General features: G+C 63.4%; 12 protein-coding genes. 8 read left to right on the forward strand and 4 right to left on the reverse strand.

What is annotated here, in order from left to right:
• Nucleotides 1–16: 16 nt before the first annotated feature.
• The 7 genes from AC2FNS_RS09870 to AC2FNS_RS09900 all read left to right on the forward strand — a co-directional run bounded on the left by AC2FNS_RS09870 (nucleotide 17) and on the right by AC2FNS_RS09900 (nucleotide 7,278).
• Nucleotides 17–832, forward strand: coding sequence for a cytochrome c oxidase subunit 3 (locus tag AC2FNS_RS09870; protein WP_496681436.1), 816 nt, complete (start codon nucleotides 17–19; stop codon nucleotides 830–832).
• 172 nt (nucleotides 833–1,004) lie between these two features.
• A complete protein-coding gene (locus AC2FNS_RS09875; RefSeq protein ID WP_496713073.1) occupies nucleotides 1,005–1,682 on the forward strand; it encodes an SURF1 family protein in 678 nt (225 codons plus the stop codon).
• Nucleotides 1,679–3,067 (forward strand): threonine synthase, encoded by a 1,389-nt coding sequence (thrC, locus tag AC2FNS_RS09880; protein WP_496713071.1) that lies wholly within the window; start codon nucleotides 1,679–1,681, stop codon nucleotides 3,065–3,067. Before AC2FNS_RS09875 ends, thrC begins: the two co-directional genes overlap by 4 nt.
• Entirely contained in the window at nucleotides 3,064–4,326 is a 1,263-nt protein-coding gene (locus AC2FNS_RS09885; RefSeq protein WP_496688430.1) for a M16 family metallopeptidase, read from the forward strand. Before thrC ends, AC2FNS_RS09885 begins: the two co-directional genes overlap by 4 nt.
• Complete coding sequence (locus AC2FNS_RS09890) at nucleotides 4,326–4,910, forward strand: GNAT family N-acetyltransferase (RefSeq protein ID WP_496681444.1); 585 nt, start codon at nucleotides 4,326–4,328, stop codon at nucleotides 4,908–4,910. Before AC2FNS_RS09885 ends, AC2FNS_RS09890 begins: the two co-directional genes overlap by 1 nt.
• A 92-nt stretch (nucleotides 4,911–5,002) precedes the next feature.
• A complete protein-coding gene (locus AC2FNS_RS09895; RefSeq protein WP_496681447.1) occupies nucleotides 5,003–5,821 on the forward strand; it encodes an MBL fold metallo-hydrolase in 819 nt (272 codons plus the stop codon).
• Between the two features lie 38 nt (nucleotides 5,822–5,859).
• Complete coding sequence (locus AC2FNS_RS09900) at nucleotides 5,860–7,278, forward strand: FAD-binding oxidoreductase (protein ID WP_496713069.1); 1,419 nt, start codon at nucleotides 5,860–5,862, stop codon at nucleotides 7,276–7,278.
• Between the two features lie 37 nt (nucleotides 7,279–7,315).
• Here AC2FNS_RS09900 and AC2FNS_RS09905 read toward each other — a convergent pair whose 3' ends face one another.
• From AC2FNS_RS09905 to AC2FNS_RS09920, 4 genes are all read right to left on the reverse strand, one after another.
• On the reverse strand, nucleotides 7,316–7,798 hold the full coding sequence (locus AC2FNS_RS09905; protein ID WP_005977763.1) for a fasciclin domain-containing protein: 483 nt from the start codon (nucleotides 7,796–7,798) through the stop codon (nucleotides 7,316–7,318).
• Nucleotides 7,799–7,967: 169 nt separating this feature from the next.
• Nucleotides 7,968–8,507 (reverse strand): adenine phosphoribosyltransferase, encoded by a 540-nt coding sequence (locus AC2FNS_RS09910; protein WP_170337941.1) that lies wholly within the window; start codon nucleotides 8,505–8,507, stop codon nucleotides 7,968–7,970.
• Between the two features lie 105 nt (nucleotides 8,508–8,612).
• Nucleotides 8,613–9,242: a LysE family translocator gene (locus tag AC2FNS_RS09915; RefSeq protein WP_496713067.1), complete on the reverse strand. Its 630-nt coding sequence runs from the start codon at nucleotides 9,240–9,242 to the stop codon at nucleotides 8,613–8,615.
• A gap of 61 nt (nucleotides 9,243–9,303) precedes the next feature.
• Entirely contained in the window at nucleotides 9,304–10,176 is an 873-nt protein-coding gene (locus tag AC2FNS_RS09920; RefSeq protein WP_496797592.1) for an S-methyl-5'-thioadenosine phosphorylase, read from the reverse strand.
• A gap of 216 nt (nucleotides 10,177–10,392) precedes the next feature.
• On the opposite strand from AC2FNS_RS09920, the gene AC2FNS_RS09925 reads away from it, so the two are divergent.
• Nucleotides 10,393–11,707: SulP family inorganic anion transporter (locus AC2FNS_RS09925; protein WP_496803826.1), on the forward strand; the 1,315-nt coding region annotated here is incomplete at its 3' end.

Genomic DNA, 11,707 nt, shown 5'->3' on the forward strand with positions numbered 1-11,707 from the left:
TAGGTGAGGGACGCTGATGGCACACGCAAAAAACCACGATTACCACATTCTGGCCCCGTCGATCTGGCCGCTGATCGGCTCGATCGGTGGCTTCGTCATGCTGTTCGGAGCCGTCTTGTGGATGCACGGAGTGACGTCCTTCGTGTTCTGGGCCGGTCTTGTGGCGGTTCTGTACACGATGTTCGGCTGGTGGTCGGACGTGGTGGCTGAAAGCCGCGCCGGTGACCATACACCGGTCGTGCGTATCGGTCTACGCTATGGTTTCATCCTGTTCATCATGTCCGAGGTGATGTTCTTCTTTGCCTGGTTCTGGTCGTTCTTCAAGCATCGGATGTACCCGATGTACGAGTATGCCGGTACTGAATACGTCCAGCCGGATATCCACGCGGTGGATCCGTTCCACCTGCCGCTGATCAACACGCTGATCCTGCTGCTGTCGGGTTGTGCCGTGACCTGGGCACACCACGCCCTGGTGCACGAAAATGACCGCAAGGCACTGGTCCAGGGCCTGGCAATCGGCATCTTTCTTGGGGTCGTTTTTACGGCTTTGCAGGCCTATGAATATTTTGAACTGCTGGCCCACGAAGGATGGGAATTCGGCGGCGACCAGTTCTATTCGAACTTCTTCATGGCCACCGGCTTCCACGGTGCACATGTGATCATCGGCACCATCTTCCTGACGGTCTGTCTGATCCGTGCGATGCGGGGCGATTTCACTCCGGAAAAACACATCGGCTTCGAGGCGGCTGCCTGGTATTGGCATTTCGTTGACGTCGTCTGGCTGTTCCTGTTCTTCGCGGTTTACATCTGGGGCCAAGCACCGCTGATGTAACGCCCGCCAGGCTGTCGAATTGCAAAAGCCGCCCCTCGGGGCGGCTTTTTCTCGATCAGGGGCGCAGGGGATTGCGCCCCGTACAATTGCACGGTTGCATTTCCGTGCGCACAGACCGTAACAAGACGCCGGCTTGACCCCGAGCCGGTATGACACGCAACAAGGGCCAGATATGCGCCGTATCCTGTTTCTGCTGATTTTCGGACTCGCCGGGCTGGCGGTTCTTGTGTCTCTGGGCACTTGGCAGGTTCAGCGTCTTGCGTGGAAAGAGGGCATTCTGGCCGACATCGAAGCCCGGATCGCCGCCAATCCGATGCCGCTGCCCGAGGCGGTCGATCCCGATGCCGACCGTTATCTGCCCGTCGAGGTTTCGGGCGAGATGCTGCCCGGCGAAATCCATGTACTGGTTTCGGTCAAGCAGGTCGGGCCGGGCTATCGGATCATCGCGCCGTTCCGAACTGGTGATCGCACGATCCTAGTGGACCGGGGCTTTGTCCCCACAACGGCCAAGCAGGCCGAGCGCCGGACCGGACCCATGCAGGTTGTCGGAAATCTGCATTGGCCGGATGAGATCGACGGCTATACTCCCGATCCGGACCGGGCGGGCAACATCTGGTTTGCCCGCGACGTGCCCGCGCTGGCCGATGCGCTTGGGGCCGAGCCGATCCTTCTGGTTGCCCGCAACCAGACCGATTCCACCATCACGCCGCTGCCGGTGGATACGGCGGGTATTCCCAATGACCATCTGCAATACGCGGTGACATGGTTCGGTTTGGCGCTGGTCTGGGCCGCAATGACCGGATATTTCCTGTGGCGCGGCCGCGCCCCATCAGAAAGTGACGCGCAATGAAATACATCTCGACTCGCGGGCAGGCGCCCGAACTGAGCTTTGAAGAGGCGATGCTGACCGGTCTGGCCCGCGACGGTGGCCTTTACCTGCCTGCCGAAATTCCGGTTCTGAGCCAGGACGAGATCGCCGCGCTGGCCGGGCTGCCCTACGAAGAGATCGCGTTCCGCGTTATGTGGCCGTATGTCAGCGGCTCTTTCGCCGGGGACGAGTTCAAAGAGATCATTGCACGCGCCTATGCCGGGTTCGGTCACGATGCCCGCGCGCCGTTGAAGCAGCTGAACGAGAACCACTTTCTGCTGGAACTGTTTCACGGGCCCACGCTGGCCTTCAAGGATTTCGCCATGCAGCTGATCGGTCAGCTGTTCCAGGTGGCGCTGAAACGGCGGGGCGAGCGTGTTACCATCGTGGGCGCCACCAGCGGTGATACCGGATCGGCCGCGATCGAGGCGTTTCGGGGGCTGGATGCGGTCGATGTGTTCATCCTGTTCCCGCATGGCCGCGTGTCCGAGGTGCAGCGCCGCCAGATGACCACCCCCGCCGACAGCAACGTGCACGCGCTGGCCGTCGATGGCGATTTCGACGACTGTCAGGCCGCCGTGAAGGACATGTTCAACGATTTCGACTTCCGCGACGGGGTCAAGCTGGCGGGGGTGAACTCAATCAACTTTGCCCGGGTGCTGGCGCAGGTGGTCTATTATTTCTCGGCCGCGACCAGCCTGGGTGCGCCGCACCGCAAGGTCAGCTTCACGGTGCCCACCGGCAATTTCGGCGACATCTTCGCCGGCTATATCGCCAAGCGGATGGGTCTGCCCATCGACCGTCTGGTGGTGGCGACCAACCAGAACGACATCCTGCATCGCTGCTTGTCGGGGCAGGGCTATTTCAAGGGCGACACCATCCCCTCGATCAGCCCGTCAATGGACATTCAGGTCAGCTCGAACTTCGAGCGCGCGCTGTACTATGCCTATGGCGAAGACGGGCGGGCCGTGGCGCAGTTGATGGACGAGTTGAAACAGGGCGGCTTCCACGTCAGCCAAGGCGCGATGGAGGCTCTGCGCGAAAGTTTCGACTCGGGTCGTGCGTCCGAAGCGGAAACGCTGGCCACGATCAAATCCACGCTGCAACACAGCGCCGAGCTGGTCTGCCCGCATACTGCCGTTGGCATCAAGGTGGCCGAGGACACCCGCGCCGCCGATGTGCCGATGGTCACGCTGGCCACCGCGCACCCTGCGAAATTCCCCGCCGCGGTCGAGCAGGCCAGCGGTGTGCATCCGCCTCTTCCCTCGCGCATGTCCGATCTGTATGAACGTCCGGAACGGGTGACCCGCATCGCCAACGATCTGGGCGCCATCGAGGATCATATCAAAAGGCACATTGCTGAGTGACTGTCAGACTGGACCAACTAACGAACGGCTTTCGGATCGTCAGCGAACAGATGCCGGGGCTGCAATCGGCCGCCATCGGCATCTGGGTGACCGCCGGCGGGCGGCACGAGCGGATCGAACAGAACGGCATCGCGCATTTCCTCGAGCACATGGCCTTCAAGGGCACCGAACGCCGCTCGGCCCTGCAGATCGCCGAGGCGATCGAGGATGTGGGCGGCTATATCAACGCCTATACCTCGCGCGAGGTGACGGCCTATTACGCCCGGGTGCTTAAGGATGACGTGGCGCTGGCGATGGACGTTGTCGGCGACATCGTCCTGAACCCCGTCTTCGATCCGCGCGAGATCGAAGTCGAGCGCGGCGTGATCCTGCAGGAGATAGGCCAGGCGCATGACACGCCCGACGACGTGATCTTTGACTGGCTGCAGGAACAGAGCTATCGCGATCAGCCGCTGGGCCGCACCATCCTGGGGCCGACCGAACGGGTCAGCGCCTTTTCGCGCGACGACCTGTCGGCCTTCGTGGCCGAGCACTATGCGCCCGACCAGATGATCCTGTCGGCGGCGGGCGCCGTCGATCATGACCAGCTGATGAAACTGGCCGAAGAGATGTTCGGCCATCTGCAACCCCGCAAGGGGCTGCTGCCTGAGCCCGCCCGGTTCACCGGCGGCGAGGCGCGGCGGGACAAGGTGCTGGAGCAGGCGCATTTCGCGTTGGCGCTGGAAAGCCCGGGCTATCGCGATGACGAGATCTATACCGCACAGATCTATTCGACCGCGCTGGGCGGCGGCATGTCCTCGCGCCTGTTCCAGGAAGTGCGCGAGACTCGCGGGCTGTGCTATACGATCTTTGCCCAGACCGGCGCCTATGCCGACACGGGAACGACCACGATCTATGCCGGAACCTCGGCCGATCAGGTGGGCGAGCTGGCCACCATCACCATCGACGAGATGAAGCGCGCCGCCGAGGACATGAGCGCCGAGGAGGTTGCCCGCGCCCGGGCGCAGATGAAGGCCGGGATGCTTATGGGGCTGGAAAGCCCCTCGAACCGGGCCGAGCGTCTGGCCCGGCTGGTGCAGATTTGGGGCCGTGTTCCACCGCTCGAGGAAACCGTGGCCAAGATCGACGCGGTCAGCACCGCTGACGTCCGCGCCTTTGCCGAGAAGATGGCGGTTCAGGCCCCGGCGGCGCTGGCGCTTTATGGGCCGGTCGGTAGTGCGCCGACGCTCGAGCAGTTGCAGGAGAGGCGCGCGGCGTGATGCTGTTGGGCAGACGCAGGCTGAAACTCGAGACCGAGCGGTTGAGCTTGCGCCCGCCCGTGCATTCCGACTTCAACGACTGGGCCGCGCTGCGGCTGGCCTCGCGCGAGTATCTGACCCCGTGGGAGCCGATCTGGGCCAAGGACCATCTGACCCGCAAATCGTTCACCAACCGTGTCTACTGGGCGCAACGCTCGGTGGCCAATGGCACGGCAGTTCCGCTGTTCCTGTTCCGCCGCGCCGACGACGTTCTGGTGGGCGCCATCACGCTGGACAACATCCGCCGGGGGCCGGCGCAGGCCGGAACCCTAGGATATTGGACCGGGCAGGTTTTTGCCCGGCAGGGGTATATGCGCGAGGCCATCGGCGCCGTGGTGCATTACGCCTTTACCCGCCTGGACCTGAGCCGGATCGAGGCCGCCTGCCTGCCGGAAAACGCCGCCTCTCGCGGGCTATTGGAAAGCTCGGGCTTCAAATACGAGGGCGTGGCGCAATCCTATTTGCAGATCAATGGGCGTTGGCGGACACATGTTCTCTATGCGTCGCTGCGTTCGGACCGGCGCGGGCGGACGGACGCGGGCTAGGCCGCCCGTTCGGCGCTGGTGCTGGCGGGACTGTTTGCAAAATCTTGGCCCCGTGACGTGACTCGGGTACCGGATGCGCTAGACTGTCTGGCATGAGGAGTATTTTGACGGGTCTGATCTTGCTGGCAGGGACGGCGGCGGCGCAGGAGCGTCGGCCGAGCCATTGCATCGCCATCGCCCAGAACACCCCCGGAATCCAATATCTGCACAAGGCGGCGTGGCAGGATCCGGTGCCCGAATTTTCGGTCCGGATTAGCTATGTCGCGCATGCGTCCTTTCTGATCCAGACACCGGGCGGGCTGAATGCGGTGACCGACTATACCGGCTTCATCGGCGGCGCGGATCTGATCCCCGACATCGTGACGATGAACCACGCCCATGACACCCATTGGACCGCCTATCCCGATCCGGCCATACCGCATGTGCTGCCGGGGTGGGGCGAGTTCGGGCAGGGCATCGAACACCATCTCGATCTGGGCGAATTGCTGGTGCGCAACGTTTCGACCGATATTCGGTCCGCGTATGGCGGGGTGGAAGAGCGCGGAAACTCGATCTTCGTGTTCGAGGTCGAAGGCCTGTGCATCGGCCATCTGGGGCATCTGCACCATGTGCCATCCGACGAACAGTTCGCGGCCTTGGGGCGGCTGGACGTGGTCATGGCGGCGGTGGACGGGGGCACGACCATGCCCTTGCCCGAGATGATCTCGGTCCTGCAACGGCTGAAAAGCTCGGTCATCATTCCGATGCACTGGTTCTCGGGATATTCGCTGGACCGGTTCCTGGCCGATATCCGATCCGACTTTCCGGTGCGCCGGGACGGGGTTTCGGAAATCGAAGTATCGCTGCGGACCTTGCCGGACCGCCCGACGGTGGTGGTGCTCGAGCCGCGATACTTGATGGAGCTGGAATAAGCCTTGCCGTCCGCCGCAGGCTTGGGCATGCAGAGGGCATGCATTTGAACCCTGCCGACGAAACCTTTGCCGAAACCATCCGCGCCTGCCTGGGTGACGATATTCTGCGCTCGGTCGAGCCGCGTTATCTGGAAGAGCCGCGCAGCCGCTTTGCCGGGCATGCGGGTCTGCTGGCCTTGCCTCGCACGGTTGAGCAGGTCGCAGCCTTGGTGCGGTTGGCGTCCGAGGCCCACGTGCCGGTGGTGCCATACGGTGGCGGCACTGGTCTTGTGGGCGGGCAGGTCATGGCGGATGGCCCCGCGCCCCTGATCCTGTCGCTCGAGCGGATGCGCGCGATACGGGCCGTTTACCCAACCGAAAACATCCTGATCGCCGAGGCCGGCGCGGTGCTGGCCGACATTCAGGCCGCGGCCGAGACGGCCAACCGGCTGTTTCCGCTATCGCTGGCGGCGCAGGGGTCCTGCCGGATCGGGGGAAACCTGGCCACCAATGCCGGGGGCTTGAACGTCCTGCGCTATGGCAACGCGCGGGATCTGTGCTTGGGGCTCGAAGCGGTTCTGCCCAACGGGGACATCTGGCACGGGCTGGGGCGGCTGCGCAAGGACAACACCGGCTATGACTTGCGCAACCTGCTGATCGGATCCGAGGGCACGCTGGGGGTCATCACCGCCGCCTCGCTCAAGCTGTTCCCGCGTCCTGCCGGGCTGGGCACGGCGATCTTTCAGGTGACCAGCCCCGAAGCGGCGATCGACCTGCTGGCCCTGGCCCGGGACCATCTGGGCGAAACCGTCAGCGCGTTCGAACTGATCCACAGACAGGGGCTGGATTTTCTGGCAGAGGTCTTGCCGGACGTGCGGCAACCCTTTGACACACCGCCGGAATGGTCAGTCCTGATCGAGCTGGGATTGCCGACCGGGCACGAGCCCGAGGCGGCGCTGGAGTCCTTGTTCGTCGCTGCCGAGGCCCGCAGTCTGGTGTCAGACGGCGTCATCGCCCAGAGCGCCGCGCAGCGCGACGCGCTGTGGTCGGTGCGCGAACGCATCCCCGAGGCGAACCGGTTGATCGGTTCGGTGTCCAGCCACGATATCTCGGTTCCGATTTCGCGGATCCCCGACTTCATCCGGCAAGGCGGCAGGGCGATTGCCGCCCTTGGACCGTTCCGGGTGAACTGCTTTGGTCATCTGGGGGACGGCAACCTGCACTACAACGTCTTCCCGCCCAAAGGCCGCGACCGGGGCGAGTTCAATGACCGGCGCGCCGCGATCAAGCGCACGGTTCATGACTTGGTGCATGAATTTGAAGGATCGGTCAGTGCCGAGCATGGGGTGGGCCGTTTGAAGACCGGCGATCTGGAACGCTATGGTGATCCGGCCAAACTGTCGGCCATGCGCTCTATCAAGGCTGCTTTGGACCCGCTCGGCATAATGAACCCGGGCGCCGTCCTGTCAGATGCGTGAGTGCGGCCCGGTACGCCGGGCCGCAACTACCAATCCATTACGATGCGGGCAGGATAACCTTGTCGATGACGTGGATCACGCCATTGCTGGTTTCGATATCTGCCTGAACGACATTTGCGTCATTGACCATGACACCGTTGTCGAGGTCGATTGTGATCTCTCCACCCTGAACGGTGGCGGCAGTCATGTCGTCGGACAGATCACCCGACATCACCTTGCCCGGAACCACGTGGTAGGTGAGGATCGCCACAAGCTGATCCTTGTTCTCGGGCTTCAGAAGCGTTTCCACGGTGCCTTCGGGCAGAGCGGCAAACGCCTCATCGGTGGGCGCGAAAACGGTGAAGGGGCCTTCGCCCTTCAGCGTGTCAACCAACTCGGCCGCCTGTACGGCTGCGACCAGAGTGTTGAAACTGCCGGCGCTTACAGCGGTGTCCACGATGTCTTTGCCGTGGCCGTCGGCCATGGCAGCGGTCGAAAACAGGATACTGGCGACGCCGGCAACAGCGAATTTGCGAAACATGATCTACTTCCCTTGTTGAGGATGTCATCGGCGACATCAGGGGCGATACGGCGATAGGCCGGAAAGGGATCATGTGTCGGCGGCAAAAAACCGACTGGAAAACGAACGACCCTGCGCTAAGCACGCGGTGTTTCCAGCGGCAAGTCACGAAATCGTGACTGTTGTCTGTTCACAGCCCTTCGAATTCGCACAGGACATGGACGTCCATGCCCATCTCCTCCAGCACCTTCCGCCCACCCAGCTCGGGCAGGTCGATGATGAAGGCGCAGCTGACGATTTCACCGCCCAGACGTTCGATCAGCTTGATGCCTGCCGCAGCAGTGCCGCCGGTGGCGAGTAGGTCATCGACCACCAAAACCTTTTCGCCGGGCTGGATCGCGTCATCGTGGATCTCGACGATGGCCTCGCCGTATTCCAGCTTGTATTCCTCGCTGATCGTGGTGCCCGGCAGTTTGCCCTTCTTGCGGATCGGAACGAAGCCGACACTCAGCTGGTGCGCGATCGCGCCCCCCAGGATGAAGCCACGCGCCTCGAGCCCCACAACCTTGTCGATGCGTTCGCCGGCATAGGGGTGCAGCATCTGATCGATGGCCATGCGAAACCCACGCGGATCGGCAAACAGGGTCGTCACGTCGCGGAACATGATCCCTTCGTGGGGGAAATCGACGATGGTCCGAATGTAATCCTTGACCGTTTTGCTTCTGGACATGGGGTGACCCTTCTTGCGTCAGAACACGGCGGTGTTTGGCGCATCGCGGCCAGTCATGCAAGCGGCAGTTGCCGGCCTGCGCGTTTTTGCTGCGGAGGGGGCGGCTCAGGCCGGGCGGCGCAGTACCGCCGTGGCCACGCCCATTCCGATCAGGGTCAGCCCTCCGAAACGGGTCATGCCGGTGATGATGCCGGGGTGGCCGATTACGCGGCGCAGCCGGTCGGCCAGCAGAGCATAGGCCAGGGCGTTCAGCCCGGCCAATCCCACGAAAGTGGCGATCAAAATGGCGAATTGCGGGCCCAACGGCTCGGCCGGGCGCAGGAATTGCGGCACGAAGGCGATGAAGAAAGCGATGGATTTGGGGTTCAGCGCAGTGACAGCGGCCGCATGGCCGAATACGCCGCGCGCGGTGACGGCGCGCTTGGTAGCAACCGCCTGCATACCGCCGGACGGCGCACTGCGCAGCAGCTTGATGCCCAGCCAGACGAGATATGCGGCGCCCACCCATTTCAGCACCGAAAACAGCGTGGCCGACGCTAGCACCAGTGCCCCAAGCCCCAGCAACGACGCGGTCATGGCGATCAGGTCCCCCAGCGCAACCCCTGTGGCCGAGGCCACGGCCACGCTGCGCCCTTTGGACAGCGCATAGCTCAGCACCAACAGAACCGTCGGTCCCGGGATCAGCAGAAGGGCGGTCGAGGCGGCGACGAAGGCCAGCCAAAGTTCAAGATCCATCACGCACCTCAGTCAGATCCGCCGCAGCAAGCCTGAAAAAACACTCGGCCTAAAGGGCCACTCATAACACCCGGCCTGCCACCGCATCCAGCTTGGCCAGCAATAGCGGGTCGCGCTTTTCCGGAGCTGTCAAAATCGCGTGGTCCAGCGCCCGGTCGCAGCCATGCGGGCAGGGCGCGCGGTCTGCTCCCAGCAGGGCGGGCAGGCCTTTGACCAACGCGCGCGCCTTCTCGGCATTACCGGTCAGCGTCGCGATGATCGCGGTCACGTCCACCTCGCCGTGATCGGGGTGCCAGCTGTCATAGTCGGTAACCATCGCTACCGAGGCGTAGCAAAGCTCGGCCTCGCGGGCCAGTTTGGCCTCGGGCATGTTGGTCATGCCGATCACGTCGCAGCCCCACTGCTCGCGGTACATCTTCGATTCCGCCAGCGTCGAGAATTGCGGCCCTTCCATCGCGAGGTAGGTGCCGCCACGGTGCACGGTGATACCGACCGCCCGGGCGGCGGATTCACAGGCATCGCCCAGGCGTGGGCAGGTTGGATGGGCCACGCTGACATGGGCGACGCAGCCGGTGCCGAAAAAGCTTTTCTCGCGGGCGAAGGTGCGGTCGATGAACTGATCCACGATCACGAAATCTCCCGGCGCCATGTGCTCGCGGAAGGACCCGCAGGCCGAAACCGAGATCACGTCGGTCACCCCCAGCCGCTTCAGCGCGTCGATATTGGCGCGATAGGGCACCTCGGTCGGTGAATGCACATGCCCGCGCCCGTGGCGGGGCAGAAAGGCCATCCCTATGCCGTTCAATGTCCCGGTCAGGATCTGGTCGGACGGCGCGCCCCAGGGCGTTTCCACGGTAACCCATTGCGGCGTTTCCAGCCCATCGATGTCATAAATTCCCGATCCGCCGATGACGGCAATCTTTGTCTGGGCCACGTTCGTTCTCCGCTGCGATACCTGCCTGTGGGAATTTCTGCGGGCTTGTCGGGCATTTGGCAAGGCTTGCCGGTGTTTTTGCGCCCCACAGGGGCCACAAGGCGCGCGGCCTTGCAGTTTTTGCATGACAGCCTGCCATCGATGGGCTAGCAGACAGCGCCGAAGGCGGGTATACGACCGCCTTCGCGCGAACATTCTGACCCACAGGACCATTTCATGCCCCGAGCCTTGCTGGCAAGCTTTGCCAATCGCCTCGCTATTCCCGATCTGAGCTGGATGCCGGACGAAAAGCTGACCCCCGCCCGCCTGCGGATCGAGCTTCTGTCGGGCCTGACCGTCGCCCTGGCCTTGGTGCCCGAAGCGGTGGCCTTTGCCTTCGTCGCCGGGGTTCACCCTCTGGTGGGCCTCTACGCGGCGTTCCTGGTGGGGCTGATCACCGCGCTAATCGGGGGCCGTCCGGGTATGATCTCGGGCGCAACCGGTGCGCTGGCGGTCGTCATGGTGGCGCTGGTGGCGCAGCACGGGGTCGAATACCTGTTCGCCACGGTGGTCTTGATGGGCATTCTGCAGATCATCGCGGGGGCCATGCACTGGGGCCGGTTCATCCGACTGGTGCCGCATCCGGTGATGCTGGGCTTTGTCAACGGCCTGGCCATCGTAATCTTTCTGGCGCAACTGGGCCAGTTCAAGGTGCCGGGCACGATGGAAAACACTGGCCACGGCATGAGCGGCGGTGAATGGCTGTCCGGGATGCAACTCTATACGATGCTGGGGCTGGTCGCGCTGACCATGGCGGTGATCTGGGTGATGCCGCGCATCACGCGCATCGTGCCAGCGCCGCTGGCGGGCATCGTCGTGGTTGCCGCGTTGGTGATCGGCATGGGGCTGGATGTCCCGCGCGTCGGTGACCTGGCCTCGATCGAGGGCGGACTGCCGAAATTCCACATCCCCATGGTTCCGCTGACTTGGGAGACATTGGAGATCATCTTGCCCTACGCCGTGATCCTGGCCGCCATCGGCCTGATCGAATCTCTGCTGACGCTGAACCTGGTGGGCGAGATTACCGGCAAGCGCGGCGGTGCATCGCAGGAATGCATCGCGCAGGGCACCGCCAACGTCGTGACCGGGTTCTTTGGCGGCATGGGCGGCTGTGCGATGATCGGGCAGTCGATGATCAACGTGAAGTCCGGCGGCCGCACGCGCATCGCGGGGATCGCTGCCGCGCTGTTCCTGCTGGTGTTCATACTTGTCGGTTCGCCTCTGATCGAACAGATCCCGCTGGCCGCGCTGGTTGGCGTGATGTTCATGGTGGTGATCGGCACCTTCGCCTGGAACTCGTTCAACATCCTGCGCAAGGTACCGCTGACCGACGCCTTCGTCATCGTTCTGGTCACCGTCGTCACCGTGATGGAAGACCTCGCCGTGGCCGTCGTGGTCGGTGTGATCGTTTCGGCGCTGGCCTATGCCTGGAACAACGCCAAGCGCATCCACGCGGTCACCCGCGACTCCGAAACCGAGAAAGGCGCCAAGG

Source organism: Ruegeria sp. BHSA191, assembly GCF_059613325.1.